Source organism: Flectobacillus rivi (assembly GCF_030056655.1).
Classification (GTDB): Bacteria; Bacteroidota; Bacteroidia; order Cytophagales; family Spirosomataceae; genus Flectobacillus; species Flectobacillus rivi.
Map to the genome: position 1 here is coordinate 133142 of NZ_JASHIE010000010.1, position 20479 is coordinate 153620.

A 20479-nucleotide genomic window follows, 5' to 3' on the forward strand; every position below is an offset into this window, starting at 1 on the left:
AATAACAGAACAGTACAGAACAGTTGAGTCTCTGTTTAACAAAAAAGCTAACTAAAAAACAATCCCTATAAGATGGCAAACATTACATTGGGCGATAAAGAATATTTCGCTGGTATTGGTAAAATTCAATTTGAAGGCCGCGAGTCAGACAATCCTCTTGCATTCAAATGGTACGATGAAAATCGTGTGATTGCAGGTAAAACGATGAAAGAGCATTTGCGTTTTGCGGTTGCTTATTGGCATACATTCTGTGGACAAGGCGCAGATCCATTTGGTCCAGGAACACAGCAATTTCCTTGGGATGTAAAAGCGGGTGCTGTTGACAGAGCAAAAGATAAAATGGATGCCGCTTTTGAATTCTTTACTAAAATCGGTGCTCCATATTACTGTTTTCATGATATTGACTTAGTTGATGAAGGAAACTCAATGAGTGAGTACGAATCAAACCTACAGTCAATCGTTGACTATGCAAAGCAAAAACAAGCAGCTTCTGGTGTGAAGTTATTGTGGGGTACTGCAAACGTGTTCTCTAATCCACGTTATATGAATGGTGCTTCTACAAACCCTGACTTCTCTGTGGTTGCACACGCTGGTACACAGGTGAAAAATGCGATTGATGCTACAATTGCCTTGAATGGTGAAAACTATGTATTCTGGGGTGGTCGTGAAGGTTATATGACCTTATTGAACACAGACATGAAACGTGAATTAGCTCACATGGGACAATTCTTAACAATTGCTCGTGACTATGCTCGTAAAAATGGATTTACAGGTAAATTCTTCATCGAACCTAAACCTTGTGAACCAACTAAACACCAATATGACTTTGACTCAGCAACAGTAATTGGATTTTTGAAAGAATACGGTTTAGAAAATGATTTCATGTTGAACCTTGAAGTAAACCATGCTACCTTGGCTGGACACACATTCCAACACGAATTACAAGTAGCTGTAGATAACAACATGTTGGGTAGTATGGATGCCAACCGTGGTGACTACCAAAATGGATGGGATACAGACCAATTCCCTAACAACTTAAATGAGTTAACAGAATCTATGCTAATCATTTTAGAAGGAAAAGGGATTACACAAGGAGGTATTAACTTCGATGCTAAAATCCGTCGTAACTCGACTAATTTAGAAGATATTTTCTTTGCGCATATTGGTGGTATGGATTCATTTGCAAGAGCTTTGGTAATTGCAGATAATATCTTGACAAAGTCACCATACAAAAAAATTCGTGCAGACAGATATGCTTCTTTTGATTCAGGTAAAGGAGCAGAATACGAAGCTGGTAAATTAACATTAGAAGATTTGCGTGATATTGCATTAGCACACGGTGAGCCAGCTCGTACAAGTGGCAAACAAGAACTTTTGGAAAATATCATTAACCAATACATCTAAAAGTAAAAGTTCGTATTAACAGAATAATGGATATAAAAAATCCCTCTTACGCTTGTGAGAGGGATTTTTTGTTTTATATATAAAGTAAAAATATTTTATTAAAAATAAGAAAAAACATATATTGTGTATGATTTTATACGATTAACATTGAATGGTTGTTGGTTGTGAAATATTTTTACTTGCTAAAATCTTCTACAATTAGAACATCTCACTAAAATTAAAACCTAAAACAATGAAAAAATACTATTTCCTAATTGCTTTAATATTATACAGTCACTATCACCTTTTTGCTCAAAGCGTTTCTTTAGATACCCTTGTTTTGGCTTCTGGAGAAACAAAAATAGGCACACTGAAGGAAAAAGGATGGATGAAAAATCCTTCAAAAATTAAATTTATTACGACCGAAGGCAAATCCCTTGAATACTTTCCGACACAACTTAAAGGGTTTAAAGTTGGAGAATCTGGAGAACAATATGAAACACATACTGTTTCTATGGATTTGAGCATGTTGGGTAATAGTTATACATCTAATACTGAGTCAATAATCGTAAAAGATACAACGGTATTTTTGTCAGTTTTAGTTGAAGGGCAAGCTCGATTGTTATATTACATGGATAATCGAAGAAAGGAGCACTTTTATCTACAATTAAAAGGAGAGGCTAAACCAGAAGAATTGATTGAAAGAAAAGAGTATATTCTGCGAAATGGACAGAGAGTATTGGCAACAAGCAAAGACTATATAGCGCAATTATCTGTACTTGGGAATTGCAATGAGTTAAATGACTTTTCAGGGGTAAGTTTAACAAAGAGTTCTCTAATAAAAACATTGGTCAAATATAATCAGTGCGTCGGATATACTACTGTCAAAGTTGTTCGAGAAGACAATGACGTCTTTGAAGTTTGGACACAACTTGGTGTAGGTATGGGTTTTCAGAGGCAGTACGACTACAAAAAAACGCCACTAGATTTTAATAATATTCATCCAGTAATTGGAATAGGCTTGGACATGGTAATACCTCGAACAAAAAACAAATTTAGGGTTACTGTTGATGCCAATTATCACTCATTTGACGGAAATAATATTTCGTATCCCTCTGAGGCAAAATACATCAACCTGACATTAGGTCCTAAATTTGACCTTCTAAATAATAAGAAAACAAGACTATATGTAACGGCAGGATATGGAATTTATGTGAAATTATCTAATGCGCAGAAGGACAATAGTTGGGTGCGCCCAATAGATTTGAGTGGAGAATATGGAGGGTTAGGTTTTGTACACAAAAGAGTAGCAGTAGAATTAAAATATGAAAATGTAAATAATGCCTTTAATTGGTTGTATTCAACTCAGTCTGCTTATAATGTCAGTCTTTTACTTAAGTATCGTTTACATTAAACGGTTTAATTAATAGCAAAAAAACGAGGCTATCCCTAATAAGATAGCCTCATTTACTACAAACTGCCACGAACAATAAGTGAGCATGGGCTTGCGACTTTTCCTTTTTGTCTATTTCTGACCATTCTACCTGCAATTTTTCCCATTTTTTGGAAGTCATTCGAGATGGTTGTTATACCATCTTCTCCCAAAATTTGTTTGATAGGCGTATCGTCATAAGTTAATAGACCAACATCTTCTCCTAATTTTAGACCTTTTTTATTGACATGATTCATAAAACGTATGATATCACTTTCAAGAAAAAGAATGTAAGCTTGTCCTGCTTCAATACAATCAACTTCAAGGTTGTCGATAATACGGGAGTCTATATCAAAATCATTTGTAAATCTTTTAAATCCTTTGGTGATACCATTAGGCGTGTATTGAAACTGATTTTTACTTAGAAAAAGCGTAATAGCTTTGTATTTCTTGAGAAGAGGTAATGCTTCCTGCAAACCAGAGTAGATATTTTCCTCAAAGTTTTGATACAATACTGCATAGTCATTGTCAAACTCATCTATGTCAATATCTAAAACCAATAACTTCTCCTTTGGTATTTGTCCTACGATATGCGATACATCCTCATTGAAGTGAGGCATTACAATATAAAAGTTATAGTTACCAATATTGTTGATTAAAACGTTTTCAAAGACCTTTAAATCATGATAATGGAAGAATAAGTTAATCGCAACATTATCACCAAGAGCTTCTTTGAGTGAATGAAATAACGTTTCTTTGTAAGCATTCATAGCATCAAACAGAACAAATACGTGCATGGTTGTTTGCACGTCAGTTGACGCTACAAAATATCCCTTTCCATGTTGAGCCGCCACAATCCCACGTTCTCTCAATTCTTCATAAGCTCTAATAATAGTCATACGTGCAACACCCAGTGACTGAGTGATCTCATTGATTGTAGGCAGTTGGTCACCACGTTGTAGGGTGCCATTCTGTATTTTTTCAATGATATCATCAATGAGTTGTTGGTACTTGGGTTTTTGAGCGTTTGGCTCTATTTGTAAATATTTGCCCATCTTTAATAATAAATGATTCCAGTCCTAGTGCCTAAAATGGATAATAGACCAAGTTAGTCAGGAAATTGCTGATATGAAAATTTTGCTTGGTGGTGCGATTAACTTAAGTAGAATAAGTGTGACAATCGATAAAGCAATTATGTGTGGTAAAACTAATAAGTTTTTTATAAAAAAATGAAGAAATATTTGCATGAAAAAAATATTATATAGAATTTTACTTCATAGAACAGTACAGAACACGATTCAAATTGTCTTTTTTTAATATATAAGTTATCAAAACATCAATTTGAATATTCCATTATTGTATTTTTCTTATTTTTTAACAGTTGATAAAAAAACTTTAAAAAATCCACTATTTCACGCTTAAAGAAAGGAGGACATCACAAAAAAGTAAGGACACATCACCCTAATCGTTTTCAGTTCATTATTATCCAAAAAACCAATTATATGAAAAACAAATTACTAAATTATTTCAAGCATGTATGTGTCTTGAGTATAATGCTATTGTATGCTGTTTCAACAGTAGCTCAAGACAGAAAAGTAACAGGAAAGGTTGTTGGTGTTGACAACCAAGGTATCCCAGGTGTGAGTATTGTTATCAAAGGCACACGTACGGGTACTACTTCAGATGCTAATGGTAATTTTTCCATCAATTCAAAATCTTCAAATGACGTACTTCAATTGTCAGGTATCGGCTACAAGGCAAAAGAAGTAAATTTAGCAGGTCAAACTTCAATCAATGTTACTTTAGATGAGGATATCGCAGCTTTGGAAGAAGTTGTAGTAACAGGTTATTCAAGTAGTTCAAAGAAAGAAAGTACAGGTTCGGTTGCAACAATTAAGTCTAAAGACTTAGTAATGGTACCTTCTGGAAACGTTGAACAACAATTACAAGGTAGAGCTTCTGGGGTTACGGTAATTTCAAGTGGTCAGCCTGGTGCTGCCAGCTTAGTGCGTATTCACGGTTTTGGTTCATTTAGTAATAACAACCCATTGTATGTTGTTGATGGTGTTCCTGTACAATCTACAGATTTCTTAGCTCCAGGTGATATCGAAAGTACATCAATCCTTAAAGATGCAGCAGCAGCTTCTATTTATGGAGCAAGAGCAGCAAACGGTGTAATCGTATATACAACAAAGAAGGGTACTAAAAGAGCTAGAAGCCTTGAAGTAACTTATGATGGACTTTATGGTGTAACTGACCCAGGAAAAGGACAAGCAATGTTGAATCCACAAGAACAAGCAGATTGGACTTGGAATGCGATTCGTAACACAGCTATTGCAAATGGTACAACTCCAACATTTGGCCATCCGCAATATGGAACTGGAACATCAGCTGTGCTTCCCGATTATCTAAATGTAGGTGGTCGTTCTGGTGTAAGTGGTACAGTTGATTTGGCAGCAGAAAGATTAAAATATAATATTGACCCTACAGCGGGAGCAATTTACCAAGTAGTAAAAGCTAACAAAGCTGGAACAGACTGGTATGGTGCTATTACAAGAATGGCTCCTATTTCAAGACATAGTTTGGGCTTCTCTGGTGGAACAGAAAATGGAAGATATTATTTCGGTTTATCAGCACAAGAACAAGCTGGTATTTTGGTTTATAATAAATTTTCAAGATATACATTTAGAGCAAACTCTGAGTTTGATTTAAGCAAAAAGGTTCGCATTGGAGAAAACTTGCAGTTTACTTATAAATCTGTATTAGCACAAGATGGTAACGATTTGTTGAATCCAAACAACAGTGGTTTATCTACAATAGCAGGTGAAGGTGATATCTTATCTGCTTTCCGTATGTCTCCAATTATTCCAATTTATGATGAGTTTGGAGGATATGCTGGTACTGCTGCGAAAGGTTTTAACAACCCAAGAAACCCAGTTGCTTCTCGTGATGGTTCTAAAAATGACAGAAGTTTTACTGCAAATGGCTTCGGTAATATCTACTTAGAATATGAGCCAATTACAAACTTAGTATTACGTTCAAGTATTGGTGGTCAGTATAATAATGCTTATCAGTATGCTTATTCTCGTTTGCAATACGAAAACTCTGAAAACAACGCAAGTTTTGGTTATAACGAATTTTCAGGTTACCAATTTAGCTGGACTTTCACAAACACTATTAACTACCAAAAGCAAATTGGCGATCACAAAATCAAAGCTTTAGCTGGTTATGAAGCGTTGAATACTGGTTCTGGTAGAGGTATTTCTGGATCAGGTATCAACCCATTCTCAACAGATATCAATTATATCACACTGACAACAGTTTCTTCAACTGGTAAAGTTGTGAATAGTTATATCAACTCAGGTATTACGTTTGCTTCTGTGTTTGGTCAGTTAGACTATAACTTGAGCGACAAATATTATGTATCTGGGGTTGTAAGACGTGATGGTTCTTCTCGTTTCGGTATCAATAGTCGTTATGGTGTATTCCCTGCGTTCTCAGCAGCTTGGCGTCTATCAAAAGAAGACTTCATGAGAGATCTTCCTTGGATTAGCGATTTGAAAATCAAAGGTGGTTGGGGACAAATGGGTAACTCAAACTCTGTAGATCCAAATAACCAATACAGTCTTTACGCAGCAAACGTAGGTAACTCTTATTATGATATCAACGGTTCAAATACATCGGCAGTGTCTGGTTTCTATAGAAGCCGTATTGGTAACCCAAATGCTAAATGGGAAACAAACACAACTACAAACATTGGTTTTGAAAGTTCATTGTTCAGAGGAAAATGGGATTTAGCAGTTGATTTGTGGAACAGAGAGACTACTGATGCTTTGTTTAATGTACCACTTCCAGGTGTATTGGGTAACTATGCTGCAGCTCCAGCTGTAAACGTAGGTACCTTAAGCAACAAAGGTATTGATATCCAGATTATTAACAGAGGTAATATTATCAAAGATTTGAACTACGAAGTAACAGCTACAGGTTCATTCTTGGATAACAAAATCACTTCATTTGCTCCGAATATCACATATTTACCAGGTACTACTTACCGTGGTTTGACACCAGTAAGAAACCAATTGAATTACCCAATGTCAGCATTCTATGGCTACAAAGTAGTTGGTTTGTTTAACTCTACTTCAGAGGTTGCTTCTGCTCCAAAACAAACAGGTGCTGGTTTAGGTCGTTTCCGTTATGCAGATATCAACGGCGATGGTGTAATTGATGCAAATGACAGAACGTATTTAGGTAGTCCTGTTCCTGTATTTACTGGTGGTATGACAATTAGATTGACTTACAAGGCATTTGATTTCTCTACTTTCATGGCAGTGTCATTAGGTAATAAAATCGCTAACGTAAGTAAATGGTATACAGATTTCTATCCTTCATTTACTGGTGCTGCTGTTAGTGCTCGTGTTAAAAACTCTTGGACACCAACTAACACAAACACAGATCAACCAATTTTTGAAGGTGAATCTGGATTCAGTACAAACGGTGAGTTTAACTCATTCTATGTAGAGAACGGTAATTATTTAAGAATGCAGAATATGTCTTTAGGATATACAATTCCTAAGAATGTATTGACAAAAATTGGTTTGAAGAGTGCTAGAGTTAGTGCTTCTGCCAGCAATATCTTCACAATTACAAGCTACAAAGGCTTAGATCCAAGTGTAGGTGGTGCAGCGGATACAAACTTTGGTATTGACATTGGTAACGTACCAATCACAAGAAGTTATAACTTAGCTCTTAGCTTAAGCTTCTAATTAGTGATTGTACTGATTATCAAAAAAGAAATTATACAACCAATTAAAACAGGATTGATAATGAGAAAATATATAAATAGTAAAGTTTTAATATCGTCAGTATTTTTATCAACGGTATTGGTAACAGCCTGTAAGGACAGTTTCTTGGAGGTACCTCCAACTGGCCAGTTGGCAAATGCTCAACTAACATCAAAAGCAGGTATCGAAGGCTCATTAATTGGAGCTTATAGTATGTTGAACGGTAGAGGTGTCCGTTTGGCAAGTAGTGCAAACTGGGTATTTGGTAGTATTTTAGGAGGTGAAGCTAACAAAGGTACCAACTCTGGTGACTATACTGCTATCAACCCGATTCAGAGATTTGAAACTCCTCCAACGAATACAGAAATTAACGATACTTGGAGAGTGAAATACGAAGGTATTCAGCGTTGTAACACGACTTTAGCATCGCTTGCAAAAGCTGGTTCAGATGTGACTGCTGATGACAAAAAACGTATTTCGGGTGAAGCTCGTTTCTTGAGAGGTCACTATTATTTTGAATTGAAAAAACTGTATAACAACGTCCCATATATTGATGAATCAATGGACTATGGTACAGGTATTGAGAAAGTTTCTAATGCTACCGATGTTTGGCCTAAAATTGAGGCAGATTTGAAGTATGCAATGGATAACCTTCCTGAAACTCAGGCTGCTGCTGGTAGAGCTAACAAATGGGCTGCTGCTGCTTATTTAGGTAAAGCTTATTTGTTTCAAAAGAAATATACTGAAGCTAAGGCAATGTTTGACCAAGTGATTGCGAGTGGTAAAACTGCTAACGGTAAGAAGTATGGCTTGGTTACTAAATATGCTCAAATCTTTAATGCAGAAAACGATAATAACGAAGAATCAGTTTTTGCTATTCAATCAGCTGCAAACACAGGTAGCGTGAACAACGCTAACTCTGATGATGATTTGAACTACCCATACAACACTGGTTCTAGTGGTCCTGGTAACTGTTGCGGTTTCTTCCAACCAAGTTTCGAGTTGGCAAACTCTTTCCGTACAGATGCTAACGGCTTACCTTTATTGGATGGTTCTTACAATAGCACTGCAAACGCTTTGAAAACGGATTTTGGTATTCAGTCATCAGCTGCATTTACTCCTGATGCTGGTAACCTTGACCCTCGTTTGGATCACTCAGTAGGTCGTCGTGGTATTCCTTATTTAGATTGGCAAGATCACCCAGGATTTGACTGGATTCGTGATCAATCTTATGCAGGTCCATACTCACCGAAGAAATATATTTATTACAAGTCTCAAGAAGGAACTTTAACAGATGGTAGTTCTTGGACTCGTGGATATGCTGCAATGAACAAGCCTCTTATTCGTTATGCGGATGTATTGTTGATGGCTGCAGAATGCGAGATTGAAATTGGTAGCTTAGAAACAGCTCGTAATTACGTGAATTTAGTTCGTGCTAGAGCGGCTAATCCAGCTAGCTGGGTAACTAAAAATGGTGCCCCTGCTGCTAAATACGTAATTAGTACTTACACTGCAGCTTGGACTGATAAAGCTGTTGCGCGTACTGCAGTTCGTTTTGAGCGTAAACTTGAATTGTCAGGTGAAGGCCACCGTTTCTTCGACTTAGTTCGTTGGGGTATTGCTGAATCAACAATTAACGCTTACTTGAGTTATGAAGGAGCTAAATTGATTACAGCTTTGGGTAGTGCTAAATTTACAGCAAACAAAAACGAGTACTTACCAATCCCTCAAACTCAAATTGATATTCAAGGTAAAGATATCTTGAAGCAAAACCCTGGTTATTAATTTTAACCAATTGTAAATTGCTTTAATACAAAAGAGATGGTATATATTGCCATCTCTTTTTTTATAAGATTTAACTCTAATATCATGAAAAAACTATTACGACTTTGTATCTGTTTACTCCCTGTTGTTTGGCAAGTTTCGTGTACGAATGATACAGCATTGTTTACTCAGCTCAATGCAGAAGACACAGGTATTACCTTCTCAAATAGAATTACAGAGAGTGATACGATGAATGTTCTTACTTTTGAATATATCAACAATGGTGGGGGCGTTGCAGTGGGTGATTTTAATAATGATAGCTTGCCTGATGTCTATTTTACAGGGAATATGGTAAGCAATAAATTATACTTGAATAAAGGTGATTTTAAGTTTGACGATATTACTGCCAAAGCAGGAGTGGATGGTGCTAAAAAATGGTGTTCAGGCGTGGCAATTGTCGATATCAATAATGATAACAAATTAGATATTTACGTTTGTGCTACTGCCAAAAAAGTAGCTTCAGAACGAGCAAATTTACTCTATGTCAACCAAGGTGTAGATAAAAACAATGTACCTATTTTTAAAGAAATGGCACAAGAATATGGTATTGCTGATACAACCCATACGACTAATGCTGCTTTCTTTGACTATGATAATGATGGTGACCTCGACCTTTATGTACTTGTCAACGAAATGGATGATACCCGTTTCCCCAACAAGTATCACGAAAAAATTGTAGATGGTTCTTCGAAAAGAACTGATAGACTATATAGAAATGATTGGGATCCTGTAAAAAAACACCCAGTTTATACCGATGTGTCTAAACAAGCAGGAATTCAGATTGAGGGATATGGTTTGGGACTGAATATCACCGACATCAACCGCGATGGCTGGAAAGATATTTATGTGACCAATGACTATTTAACGAATGATTTACTTTATATCAATAACCATGATGGCACCTTTACCGACCAAGCAAGTTTGTATTTCAAACATACTTCTTACTCTGCCATGGGAAATGATGTGAGTGATATTAACAATGATGGATTGGTCGACATTATTGCATTGGATATGATGCCAGAGTCGAACTATCGTAAAAAAATGATGACTCCAGCCAATAACTATGTAACCTATCAAAATAATGAGCAATATGGTTATGGTTATCAATATCCACGAAATACCCTTCAGGTGAATTTAGGAAAAGATCCTTACTCACACCGTCCGTTATTTAGTGAAGTGGGACTGTTAGCTGGTGTTGCAGAAACAGATTGGAGTTGGACTCCTATGGTGACAGATTTTGATAATGATGGTCTCCGTGATATTATTATTACCAATGGATTTCCTCGTGATATTACGGATCAAGATTTTATAGCCTATCGTGCGTCTATGTCGAGTATCATGACTCGTATGATGTTGTTGGATTCGATTCCTTCTGTCAAAATCAAAAACTTTGCTTACAAGAATAAAGGAGATTTGAAATTTGATGATGTTACAGAAGCGTGGGGTATTACACAACCTAGTTTTTCAAATGGAGCAGCCTATGCTGATTTAGATAATGATGGTGATTTAGATTACATCGTGAATAATATCAATGATTCGGCATCTGTTTTTAGAAATAATGTGATTCAACAGAAACCCAATGAAAGTAACTATCTAAAGGTTCAACTTAAAGGTGGCAAAGACAATGTTCAAGGATATGGAGCATGGGTTGAAATTGCCTATGCAAATGGTCAAAAACAAGTGTATGAATATACACCATATCGTGGATATTTGTCGAGCGTAGACCCCACTGCACATTTTGGTTTGGGTAAAACGCAAACTGTGACAGAGGTAAAAGTAACATGGCAAAGTGGTAAAGGACAAATTTTTAAAAATGTCAAAACGAATAAAACCTTGTATGTAGACGAAGCTCAAGCTCAGGTATTGCCCGATGAAAAAGAAAATGCTGTAAGCCCTTTGTTTGTAGATATTACGGATGTTTTAAATACAGGATATATTCATCAAGAACAGGATATTATTGATTTTAACGTACAAAAATTGTTGCCTCATAAATTCTCACAGTTTGGACCAGCATTGGCTGTAGGAGATGTAAATGGCGATGGATTGGATGATATTTTTGTGGGTGGTGCAAGTCAATATAAAGGACGATTCTTGTTACAAAATGCTACAGGTAAATTTGAGGTAAAAGACTTTTTGCCAGGGCTTGAAGGAAAAGAAAAACTCTCGGAAGATATGGGAGTATTACTTTTTGACGCTGAAAAAGATGGAGATTTAGATTTGTACGTAGTAAGTGGGAGTTATGAATTCCCTGCGGGAGACCAAAACTACAAAGACCATTTGTTCATCAATGATGGAAAAGGACATTTTCAGTCTGCCAAACAAGCTATTCCTGCTTTGATAAAAAGTGGTTCTTGTATCAAGGCCGTAGATTATGACCGAGATGGTGATTTGGATTTGTTTATTGGGGGTAGAGTAGAACCAGGAGCATATCCTAAACCTGTGAATAGCTATATTCTCCGTAATGAAGCTCCTCAATTAAAATTTACAGACGTTACAGCACAAGTAGCACCGCAATTAAATCAAATTGGTTTGATTTGTGACGCTTTATGGACTGATTATGATAACGATGGTTGGATGGATTTGGCGCTTGCTGGAGAATTTATGCCAGTGACTTTCTTGAAAAACCAAAATGGTAAGTTAGCTCCAGCACAAGAAACAGGTATTGAATCCTATAAAGGCTGGTGGAATAGCCTTAGTGCTGGTGATTTTGACAATGATGGCGATATGGATTATGTGGCGGGTAACCTAGGGCTAAACTCCTTGAATCGTGCATCAGATTCGAATCCTATTACTGTTTATGCAAAAGACTTTAATAACGATGGACATTATGATGCTATTCCGACGGTATTTTATAAAGATTTGGATGGCGTGCGTAAGGAATTTCCATTTAGTACTCGTGATGATTTAGCAAAGCAGTTTATCCAAACTCGTCAGCGTTTTGATTCGTATGCAAAATATGCCAAAGCTACCATCAATGAAGTATTAAAACCAGAAGAGTTGAAAGACGCCATTATCCTAAAGGCCAATTGGATGAAAACAAGTTATCTTGAAAACCAAGGAAATGGTAAGTTTAAGATAAAAGAGTTGCCGATTCAAACGCAATTTGCTCCTGTATTTGGTATGGTAGTACAAGACTTCGATCAAGATGGTAATCTGGACGTCCTCATGACTGGCAATGATTATGCGACAGAGCTAACAGTTGGACGTTTGGATGCGTCACAGGGAAATCTTTTGAAAGGCGATGGCAAAGGAGGTTTTACTGTATTGCCAATTAACCAAAGTGGTTATCGTGTAACTGGAGATGCCAAAGCATTAGTAGAGCTTCAGTCTGCAAAAGGTAGCTTATTGACTGTTACATCTCAAAATAGAGATAAATTGAAGTTTTTTGAAAGTACAAAGCCATACAAGATGCTCAAACTCGCACCCAATGAAAGCAGTGCATTGTTGACACTTAAAAATGGTAAAACACGGAAAGTTGAAATTCCTTATGGCTCATCATTCTTGTCACAATCGGCTCACAAACTCATGGTAGGAGGTGATGTTATAAAAGCGCAAGCAATGAATGAAAAGGGTCAGAAACGAATGTTAAACTAGATTAAAATAGAAAAGGGGCGTTAGCCCCTTTTCTATTTTAATTCAAAAATCCATCTTCGTCTTTAGGTTTTACCGTTGGTGATTGAACTTGCGTTGAATCGCTTGGTGCGGCATAACAGTTAATATCTACTCCGTCGGGCTTATGGAAGGGTTCTTTTTTATATCCTGCAATCCGAAGCGAAGGGTCGGCATATACTTTATCCATAAACATGGCATACGCAGGCATCGCCATTTTGGCACCTTGTCCTAAACTAATACTACGGAAGTGAATACTACGGTCATCGCCACCAACCCAAACACCGCCGACTAAACTTTGTGTTACGCCCATAAACCAACCATCTGAATAGTTGGATGTAGTACCTGTTTTAGCGCCTATTTCGTTGCCTTGTGCGCAACTATAACGACGTAAGCCTTCAGCAGTACCTCCTGGTTCTTGCACTGCCCCTTGAAGCATGTGTACCATTTTATAGGCCGTCTCTTTATTCATCACCTGTTTGGTGGTTGTTTCAAAACGGCGAAGCTCGTTCCCATTTTTATCTTCAATACTTACAATCAAAAGGGGCTCAATACGATAACCTTCATTTACAAAAGAACAGTAGGCATCTACTTGCTCAAATATCGAGACTTCACTAGCACCCAAACATAAAGCTGGCGTTTCATTCAAAGGACTTGTAATACCAACTCGGTGAGCAAATTCTGCTACTTTTTGAGGCCCTAGTTGTTTCATCAATTTTGCAGAAACAGTATTGATAGAACGAGCCATTGCTCTACGCAAAGACATACTTTGGTAAGAGTATTTTCCGTCAGAGTTTTGTGGCGTCCATGTTTTCATGATACCATCTTCTTGTCCGAAAGTAACGGGTTCGTCTACAACATAATCACATGGAGTCACAATATCGCTTTCGATGGCAGACGCATACACAAAAGGCTTGAAAGTGGAGCCTGGCTGGCGCTTACTTTGACGAACGTGATCATATTTAAAATACTTGAAGTTAATACCTCCAACCCACGCTTTTACATGCCCGTTGTTAGGATCCATCGCCATAAAACCAGCATTCAAAATTCTTTTGTAATAATTCAAAGAATCTAAGGGAGAAAGCGTAGTATCTTTTTCACCTTGCCACGAAAACACTGTCATACGTACAGGTTTTTTGAGCACTTCCCATACTTTATCTTCGTCTCCATCCATTTCTTCCATCAATTGACGATAACGGTCGGTACGTTTCATGGCATCTTTCAAGAAGCCCTTAATCTCACGCATGTGCTCGTCAACCCAAGGGTTACGCCCTTTCCAGTGTTCATAAAACTTCTTTTGTTGAGCCATCATGTGTTCACGCATCGACTCTTCAGCATATTGTTGCATACGCGAATCAAGTGTTGCATGAATCTTTAACCCGCTAGTATAAAGATTTAACTGCTCGTCATCGCCACGACTCTGATTGAGGTCTTCAATGATGGCTAACAATTGTTTTTTGATAGCTTCTCTAAAGTAAGGAGCTAAACCAGTGTTATGGTTTTCGACCTTAAATTTCAATAGGATGGCCTGATTTTGAAAATCTTGAGCTTCCGATTCAGGAAGGTAGCCATACTTCACCATTTGTGCCAAAACAGTGTTTCGACGAATCAAACATTTTTCTGGGCGTCTTCTTGGGTCGTAAAGATTAGGGTTTTGTAGCATACCTATCAAGGTAGCAGCTTCATTGACACTCACATTGCCCACTTCTTTACTGAAATAGGTTTTACAAGCTACTCTAATTCCATAAGCATTATTGCCAAACTCAACCTCGTTGAGGTACATTTTCATGATTTCCTGTTTGGTATATCTACTTTCTAAACGAATTGCTAAAATCCATTCCTTCGTTTTAGCAATTACAGTACTTATTTTCGGAATACGCATCAACAAGCCTTTATATTCCATTCCGTCCTCAGCCGATTCGGCACTGCGAGTATTAAAAAGGTTTTTAGCTAATTGTTGTGTAATCGTACTACCACCGCCCGCCGTACCAAAGCTGGTCACAACACGGAATGTACTACGCAAATCTATACCAGAGTGCTTGGCAAAACGAGCATCTTCGGTTGCCATCAAGGCATTGATGATATTGGGCGAAAGTTCTTCGAATTCTACTGGACTACGATTTTCTCTAAAATATTTGGTGAGTTCGACGCCATCTTCTGAAATTAAAACGGAGGCTAATTGGCTTTTAGGATTTTCGAGTTCTTGGAGACTAGGCATTCCTCCAAACAACCAGAAGAAGTTATAGTTAACAGCTAGAACATATAAAACAAGCGCAATAAAACCACGAATAGACCATTTCCAGAGGCTTTGAATGGTACGTTGGTATTTACCGGGTTGGAGTTTTATCATGAGTTTATAGTTATGACTTGAGTCGTTTATGGGGTTTAAATATTTTGCCGTAAGAGCCTTGGCGTATTTCGGTATATTCAATGTAGATGCCGAAGTCTACCATCTAATATCAGCAATTAGGGTAATTCTCTTTTACAAATTTAAAAATTTAATACATATACGCTTGATTTACCAGAAAAGTATTCGAGTCTATCATAATTATTGAGTAAATGGATTATTACAAGAATGATATCTTTCCCAAATATCAATTTCTCCTTGTCAATAATCCTTTTTGACTAAACTGTGGATATTTAGTTTCAAAATATTTTTGATAGATTTCAATAGATAAGATAGCACTGATAATTCCGACGATTGAACCACCTAATAAGTCTTCAGGAAAGTGCTGAAAAAGATATGGTCTAGAATATGCTGCCATGAGTGCCAAGGTAAGGAAAATAGGATTCAATGCTGGTTTCTTAGCAAAAAATACCCAAAGCGTAAAAACACAAAATGCGCTAGTAGTATGGCCAGAAGGAAAACTATTGAAGCCATGAAGTTCAACGCCATTCACGTATTTCCAAGGGTATGATATATTCTTAAAAAACTCACTAGGTCGTAAGGTTTGAAATGAAAACTTTAAGCCTTGCGAAATAAGCGTACTAACCGCAAAAGCTATCATACCGATTAGCGCACGTTCGTACTTGAATAATAACCAAATAAGAATCATAGTAGCGAAAAACCACCCTTCTCCTAATTGAGTTGCCCACCAGAAAAAAGTATCAGACCAAGAGGTTCGATGGGTATTAATCCAAACCATTTGTTCGAACTTGGGAGTTGCCCAAATCCATCCCAAACCTGCTAACCAGACAAGGAAAAAAGGAACAAGAAAAGACAGATTATTTTTCAAAAGATTTTTCATAACTACAAAGTTCGTAAAAAATGAGCCTCCTTCAAACTCCCATGTTTTGATAGTAGACCAAATACCGTCGAACCTATCAGAGAAGTAAGTGGTTCATTGCCTGAGAATTAATAAAAAATCTTTTTCTCAAAAGTATTGCTTAGAATTGTTGCCATTTTCAAAAAAAGTATCTAATTTTGCAGTCTTTTCGGGATAACCTAGCTTTAGGTTAGCTTGAAAGTATGCGTACAATACAAAGAATACGGTAATATTACGTATCCAAACCAAGTCTGTCGAACAGACCTTTATTTGATTAAAAGCCTTGAAAAAGAATTATTTAGCAAATTATAAGGTTGATATTTTTCGCCTTGAAAACAAGCAATATGTGCTTGAATTCGAAGGGGATAATCAGTTTTTTGCTGAGTTTGAGCAAGATGAAGTAGGAAAGGGGAACTTCAAGGCAAAAGTAACTTTAGACAAGTCAGAAACGATGATTCAGTTACTTTATGAAATAGAGGCAGTCGTAGAATTAACTTGTGATAGAAGCCTTGAGCTGTTTGATTATCCTATCAGTATCACCAAAAAGATGATTCTGAAGTTTGCTGACCGCACAGAGGAAGTTACCGATGAACTGATGTTAATCGACCGCCATGTACAACAGATTAATGTAGCGCAAGATATATTTGATTTCATATTTTTAGAAATTCCAATTAAGCGATTACACCCTAAGTTTGTACAAGAAGAAGAGGTATTCGATGAGGACGACGAAGATGATGAAGACTGGGACGACGACGATTTGCTTTGGGAAGATGAAGAAGGGGAGTTTGTTTATACCACAGGAGGCGGAGATGATGACGATGAGGAGGAAGAAGAATACGATGAAGTAGAGGAAGAAGAAAGCTCAGAAGATGACTCAGAAGCACCAATAGACCCACGTTGGGCTATATTAAAGAATTTGAAAAATAATCAAAATTAATTTTAGAGCAAGACGCTCATACATAAGTTAAGTAACAACGTAACAAACATAACGGAAATAAGAAAATGGCACATCCTAAACGAAGACATTCGACAACTCGCAGAGATAAGAGACGTTCACATGATTTTGCTACTCCAAAAGCAATCACTGTAGACCCAACTACTGGCGAAATTCACTTGCGTCACCGTGCACACGTATTCGAAGGTAACCTTTACTACAAAGGTAAAATGGTAGTAGAAGGTTATGCTGCACAAGCGTAATTGACACAATATTTTAGGTATTAAATAGGTGAAAAGTTCTGATTATCAGAGATATAGCTGATAGTTGTGTTTTTTAATATATAAAAAACACAAAAAAATACTGTTTTCAACTTCTTAAAATGCTATTTTTGCAGTTACCAATTTTGCGTAAACAAAAATAACCAATGAATATAGGAGTTGATGCAATGGGCGGCGACTTCGCCCCGCAAGCCATAGTTGAAGGAGCAGTATTAGCAGCTAATGAGTTGCCCGAAGGTGTGACAATCGTATTGATTGGTCAAACAGAGGCAATTCAAGGAGTCCTAGATAAACAAAATTATACGGGATCAAACATCAAAATTGTTGAGGCTAACGAAACAATTGAAATGGGTGAGCATCCTGTAAAAGCCTTACAAGCTAAACCCAATTCCAGCATCGGAGTTGGGTTTAAACTTTTAAAGACAGGTGAAATCGATTCATTTGGCTCGGCAGGTAATACTGGCGCAATGATGGTAGGTTCACTTTTCTCAATAAAGGCAATTGAAGGTGTTCAGCGCCCTGCAATCGCTGGCTTTGCACCACAAACCAACGGCAAAATGGCCGTAATGGTAGATATTGGTGCCAATGCCGACGTAAAGCCAGAAATGCTTGAGCAATTCGGCTTGTTAGGATCTATTTATTACCAAGCTACAACAGGTGAAGAAAATCCCAAAGTAGGCTTGATGAATATTGGAGAAGAAGCAGAAAAAGGTTCTGTTATTGCTCAACAAGCTCACAAACTAATGAAGGAAAATGCTAAAATGAACTTCATTGGTAACATCGAAGGAAAAGATTTCTTTAAGGGGAAAGCTGATGTGATTGTCACAGATGGATTCACTGGAAATATTCTTTTGAAAATGGGTGAGTCGTTATACGGTATTATGAAAGATCAAGGTGTTGAAACAAATTTCCTTGACAAAACTAATTATGAAGCCGTAGGTGGTAGCCCAATCGTTGGAGTGAATGGCAATGTTATTATTGCACATGGTGCTTCATCGGCGAAGGCTATTAAAAACATGATTCATCTTTCTACTAAAATTGTAGAATCTAAGGTTACAGAAAAGATCAAAGAAGCACTGAGTGCATAGTGAGTGTTTCTGCTAACTATCGTGTAGTGCATTCAAGCATCACACAATAGCTGGTAGGTCACTATTTATATTATTGAACATGACAAAGATCATTGCTGCAATTACAGGCGTTCAGGGGTATGTGCCAGAGGATGTTTTAACTAATGCCGACTTAGCAAAAATTGTTGATACCACTGATGAATGGATCATCTCCCGTACAGGTATTAAAGAACGTCGTATCTTGCGTGGAGAAGGTCAAGGTACTTCGGTTATGGGAGCTGAAGCTGTAAAGAAACTATTGGAAAAAACCAATACAAAGCCTGAAGAGGTGGATTTGTTGATTTGCGCTACAGTAACTCCTGATCATTTTTTTCCGTCAACAGCAAATTTGATTTGTGATAAAGTAGGCATTTCATTCAATGCTTCCTATGATATTGCTGCCGCTTGCTCAGGCTTTTTGAATGCCTTAGTAACGGGTGCCATGTTTATCGAATCAGGTCGCTATAAGAAAGTAATTGTAGTGGGTGCCGATAAAATGTCAGCTATTGTTGATTATACCGATCGCTCTACTTGCGTATTGTTTGGTGATGGTGCTGGCGCAGTATTGCTTGAGCCTAGTTCAGATGGTTTAGGTCTTCAAGATTTTATCTTAAAATCAGATGGGTCAGGAGCTAATCACTTGATTCAGAAGGGTGGAGGTAGTGCATATCCTCCTACGTACGAAACCATTGACAACAAATGGCATCATATCCATCAGGAAGGGCAAGCTGTATTTAAGTTTGCGGTAACTCGTATGGCAGATGTTTCGGCTGAAATTATGGAGCGTAATAATCTTTCGGGTGACGATGTAGCCTTTTTGGTGCCACATCAGGCCAATAAAAGAATTATTGATGCAACAGCCAACCGAATGGGCGTTGGTCCTGAAAAAGTAATGCTCAATATCCATAAGTACGGAAATACCACTGCCGCAACTATTCCATTGTGTTTGTGGGACTATGAAAGTCAACTTAAAAAGGGTGATAATCTTATTCTTGCCGCATTTGGTGGAGGCTTTACTTGGGGGAGTGTTTACCTCAAATGGGCGTACTAAAGCATCAAAACAGTAAACTTCCTAGCTAAATTTCATTAAACTGGGCAGTTTACTGTTTTTTTTTGTGCTAAGTTCAGAGAACATTTTTGTAATTTTGCACATTCAAATTTTTGTAATTATCAAATTTGTAACTATTTAGTGTTCAGAAAGCAAAATTGCTTATGGTATTTCTTGTTTTCTAAATAATTGACAAAATGGCAACTACTGCAGACATCAGAAACGGACTAGTAATCAAATTTAACAACGATCTTTTTTCAGTTGTTGAGTTTTTACACGTAAAGCCAGGCAAAGGCCCTGCTTTTGTAAGAACAAAATTGAAATCATTGACTTCAGGTAAGGTAATCGATAACACATTCAACTCAGGGGTAGCGATTTTCCCTGTACGTGTTGAGCGTCGTTCTTTCCAATACTTGTACGAAGAAGAGTTTGGTTATACTTTTATGGATAACGAAAACTTCGAACAAGTGACATTGAACAAAGAAATGGTTGAAGGAGCTGACTTAATGAAAGAAGGCCAATCGGTTGAAATCTTAATTAATGCCGAAACAGAGCAGCCTATTTCTTGTGAAATGCCTCTATTTGTAGAGCTTGTTGTTACTTATACCGAACCGGGTATCAAGGGCGACACAGCCAACTCTCCTAAAAAACCCGCTACTGTTGAAACTGGTGCAACTATTACAGTACCATTATTCATCCAGAATGATGAGAAAATCAAGGTAGACACTCGTACTTACGAATATGTAGAACGAGTAAAATAATACCCCACGATAAGTAATTGATTTTCAATAAAGTTTTACTCCTCAAGATTTTAC

General features: G+C 37.2%; 13 protein-coding genes. 10 read left to right on the forward strand and 3 right to left on the reverse strand.

Translation table 11 applies throughout. The features are described 5' to 3' along the window. Window positions 1-72 precede the first annotated feature (72 nt). Window positions 73-1404, forward strand: coding sequence for a xylose isomerase (gene xylA / locus QM481_RS14915; protein ID WP_166549944.1), 1332 nt, complete (start codon window positions 73-75; stop codon window positions 1402-1404). A gap of 232 nt (window positions 1405-1636) precedes the next feature. Beyond that, window positions 1637-2797 carry a hypothetical protein gene (locus QM481_RS14920; RefSeq protein WP_283382306.1) on the forward strand — a complete coding sequence of 387 codons (1161 nt, stop codon included), beginning with the start codon at window positions 1637-1639 and terminating at the stop codon, window positions 2795-2797. A gap of 56 nt (window positions 2798-2853) precedes the next feature. Here the strand turns inward: QM481_RS14920 and QM481_RS14925 are convergent, their stop codons facing one another. Continuing rightward, complete coding sequence (locus QM481_RS14925; RefSeq protein WP_166549945.1) at window positions 2854-3870, reverse strand: GntR family transcriptional regulator; 1017 nt, start codon at window positions 3868-3870, stop codon at window positions 2854-2856. Window positions 3871-4317: 447 nt separating this feature from the next. Between QM481_RS14925 and QM481_RS14930 the strand changes: the two genes are divergently transcribed. The 3 genes from QM481_RS14930 (at window position 4318) to QM481_RS14940 (ending at window position 13014) form a co-directional block, all read left to right on the forward strand. Beyond that, window positions 4318-7578 (forward strand): SusC/RagA family TonB-linked outer membrane protein, encoded by a 3261-nt coding sequence (locus QM481_RS14930; RefSeq protein WP_283382307.1) that lies wholly within the window; start codon window positions 4318-4320, stop codon window positions 7576-7578. A gap of 60 nt (window positions 7579-7638) precedes the next feature. After that, window positions 7639-9381 (forward strand): RagB/SusD family nutrient uptake outer membrane protein, encoded by a 1743-nt coding sequence (locus QM481_RS14935; RefSeq protein ID WP_283382308.1) that lies wholly within the window; start codon window positions 7639-7641, stop codon window positions 9379-9381. A gap of 84 nt (window positions 9382-9465) precedes the next feature. Further along, a complete protein-coding gene (locus QM481_RS14940) occupies window positions 9466-13014 on the forward strand; it encodes a VCBS repeat-containing protein (RefSeq protein WP_283382309.1) in 3549 nt (1182 codons plus the stop codon). A gap of 37 nt (window positions 13015-13051) precedes the next feature. On the opposite strand, the gene QM481_RS14945 is transcribed toward QM481_RS14940, so the two are convergent. Continuing rightward, the gene (locus QM481_RS14945; RefSeq protein WP_283382310.1) at window positions 13052-15379 is read right to left on the reverse strand and encodes a penicillin-binding protein 1A; all 2328 of its coding nucleotides are present in this window, start codon (window positions 15377-15379) and stop codon (window positions 13052-13054) included. Between the two features lie 244 nt (window positions 15380-15623). Beyond that, entirely contained in the window at window positions 15624-16277 is a 654-nt protein-coding gene (locus QM481_RS14950) for a phosphatase PAP2 family protein (RefSeq protein ID WP_283382311.1), read from the reverse strand. A gap of 301 nt (window positions 16278-16578) precedes the next feature. Here QM481_RS14950 and QM481_RS14955 point away from each other — a divergent pair, with 301 nt between their 5' ends. The 5 genes from QM481_RS14955 to efp all read left to right on the forward strand — a co-directional run bounded on the left by QM481_RS14955 (window position 16579) and on the right by efp (window position 20425). Next, the gene (locus QM481_RS14955; RefSeq protein ID WP_283382312.1) at window positions 16579-17232 is read left to right on the forward strand and encodes a YceD family protein; all 654 of its coding nucleotides are present in this window, start codon (window positions 16579-16581) and stop codon (window positions 17230-17232) included. 65 nt (window positions 17233-17297) lie between these two features. Beyond that, window positions 17298-17492, forward strand: a complete 195-nt coding sequence (gene rpmF / locus QM481_RS14960; RefSeq protein WP_095161299.1) for a 50S ribosomal protein L32 — start codon at window positions 17298-17300, stop codon at window positions 17490-17492. Between the two features lie 164 nt (window positions 17493-17656). Beyond that, on the forward strand, window positions 17657-18598 hold the full coding sequence (gene plsX, locus QM481_RS14965; protein ID WP_283382313.1) for a phosphate acyltransferase PlsX: 942 nt from the start codon (window positions 17657-17659) through the stop codon (window positions 18596-18598). A 79-nt stretch (window positions 18599-18677) separates the two neighbouring features. Continuing rightward, entirely contained in the window at window positions 18678-19667 is a 990-nt protein-coding gene (locus QM481_RS14970; RefSeq protein ID WP_283382314.1) for a beta-ketoacyl-ACP synthase III, read from the forward strand. A gap of 194 nt (window positions 19668-19861) precedes the next feature. Continuing rightward, window positions 19862-20425 carry an elongation factor P gene (gene efp / locus QM481_RS14975; protein WP_283382315.1) on the forward strand — a complete coding sequence of 188 codons (564 nt, stop codon included), beginning with the start codon at window positions 19862-19864 and terminating at the stop codon, window positions 20423-20425. Window positions 20426-20479 lie beyond the last annotated feature (54 nt).